Source organism: Methanoregula sp., from assembly GCF_002835825.1.
Classification (GTDB): Archaea; Halobacteriota; Methanomicrobia; order Methanomicrobiales; family Methanospirillaceae; genus Methanoregula.
The window spans coordinates 1-2,141 of record NZ_PIZH01000369.1 but is presented as its reverse complement, the minus strand read 5'-3'; the positions used below and the strand labels follow the sequence as shown (position 1 = coordinate 2,141).

3 protein-coding genes are annotated in these 2,141 nt (G+C 49.4%); all 3 read right to left on the bottom strand.

Going from position 1 to position 2,141, the window contains the following annotated elements; translation table 11 throughout:
• Window positions 1–183: 183 nt before the first annotated feature.
• Window positions 184–921: an IS110 family transposase gene (locus tag CW742_RS11160; protein WP_292420399.1), complete on the bottom strand. Its 738-nt coding sequence runs from the start codon at window positions 919–921 to the stop codon at window positions 184–186.
• 25 nt (window positions 922–946) lie between these two features.
• A complete protein-coding gene (locus CW742_RS11155) occupies window positions 947–1,444 on the bottom strand; it encodes a transposase (protein WP_292420397.1) in 498 nt (165 codons plus the stop codon).
• 247 nt (window positions 1,445–1,691) lie between these two features.
• On the bottom strand, window positions 1,692–2,141 hold a 450-nt coding region (locus CW742_RS11150; RefSeq protein WP_292420394.1), incomplete at its 5' end, for a potassium channel family protein.

The following is a 2,141-nucleotide window of genomic DNA, read 5'->3' as shown; positions in this document are numbered from 1 at the left end:
AACGACTGATTCCCCGCCACCGGGGCACCCGAAGATATCCTGACAGATATCTTCTCAAGTCTGCCCTGGCCTCCGGTCACGGCCGATATCCCCCCTTGCGATACCTGACGAAAATTGTTTTATCCTGTTTTTCTGTCGTAACTATATGGTTAGGATTTCCCATGAAAATTGGCCATGAGGAAATCAATCGGTCAGGCCCAACCGAAAGATTTCCTGATTCTGATCCCTGATAATCACTTCCGTTGCCTTTGAGAATAATTCGATAATCCTGTTAATCCCGAATGACTGAATTTTTTTCGGCAACTTAGGTAATTTGACTTGTTTGGATCGGGGCATATCATCAACGAATACTTCGTCATGAACCAGGAGATGCCAGGCAATCCGGAGCATTTTACGGGCGACTGCAACGATGGATTTCTTGTAGCCTTTTTTTGGCATCAATCGTTCAAAGAACGATTTGATCCTTCCGGGCGACCGGATAGCGATGTGTGCAAGTTCGACAAGGATCCACCGGATATGTTTCGATCCCTGTTTGGTGATCGAACCCGTTCTCGTGACATTGGCGGATTGATAAACCGAAGGAGTCAGCCCGGCCCATTTAGCAAGTTTATCGGCATCTTCGAAATCGTGAACATTCCCGATCTCAGCGATAAGTGTCGAGGCCCCGATAAACCCGATACCGGGAATTGATGTAAGGATCTGGAGTTCCCGGGATTTACCGGCCAGCGATTCCCTGATTTTTCCTTCCAGAAGTCTGATCTCGGCATCAAGATTGTCAACGAGTTTGAGGTAAGACTGAAGAAGGATAAGTGTAACCGGGGGAATTGCAGCAGGCAATGCCGCAGAAATCGCATCGGTGTTTCCTCTCATTTTCCGGGGAAGGGAAGTGATGATTTCTTCCAGGGGTTTATTCTGTACCAACCCTTTGAGAATTATCGATCCGGATTTACCCAAACAGGTCTGATAATACTGAGGACAGTCTGATGCTGGAAGTGTCGAGAAGATGGTGAATTTTGTTCTTGAGTTCGGTCCGGTTCCGGACGAGATGTTCTCTGCTCCGGGTTAAGGATCGGAGATCGTACTTCTCTCCGGAAAATATTCTCGATGGTTCAATGAGCCCATTCAGTTCCAACTGGGCAATCCACCGGGAGTCGGTGATATCGGTCTTCCTCCCGGGGACATGTTTGATATGATACGCATTTGCGACAGTAACCGGTACCCGATCTTCCAGTACCAGATACAGGGATCGCCAGTAATCAGCGGTTGATTCAAATGCAACCGATTCACACCTCTCAGTTTGAATCCACTCTCGTAATGCAATGAGCGATTCCTGGTCCTGCCGGATTCTTCGGGTCTCAACGTTTCCTTCTCGATCGAGTATTGTTGCAACAAGAAATGTCTTGTGAACATCAATCCCACAAACTTTTCTTTTTTCATTTGACATACTAATCCTGTGGGCAGCTGATTCCTGTACACGGCAATTTCCCATCCGCGTTCCAGGACGCATTCGGGTGTACGGGATGGACTACTTTCTACAACAGGATTTGGATCCTAAAATCATCGCAGTCTTTGCTGCCCACAAAAAGTGTTCAATTCAGGCAATTTTCATGGTTCGGGTGTGAACTCCCGTTCATGTGCGTTTCTACAGAGCTGATAATTTCCATTGCAGCAGGAGCCGGTACACGTGCCGCTTATTTATTCCGGATCCTCGCCTTGTACTCCTCGAACTCCTGATCGGACAGGATTCCCTTGTCCCGGAGCATCCCTGCCCTTTCTACGAGCTCCAACTCCGAGTGGAGGGACGCGTGCCGGTCGCTCATCATGTGCCGCATCCGCTCCCGCTCCTCCATGAACCCGGAGGCGAGGATTGCCGCAGGCACGGCCAGGAGGATGACCCCGGTTATCGTGACAAGCCCGGTAATGATCTTTCCTGCAACCGTAACCGGGTAGATGTCCCCGTACCCGACCGTCGTTACCGTCATCACCGCACACCACATCGCGGCAGGGATGCTGGAGAACTTGTCGGGCTGCGCATCGTATTCGACCAGGTACAGCATGGTCGAAAAGAAGAGGATGTTGAATATCAGGGCAAAGCGCAGGAAGGATAAAAATTCCCTTTTATGGAAGAAGATCCTCTTCAG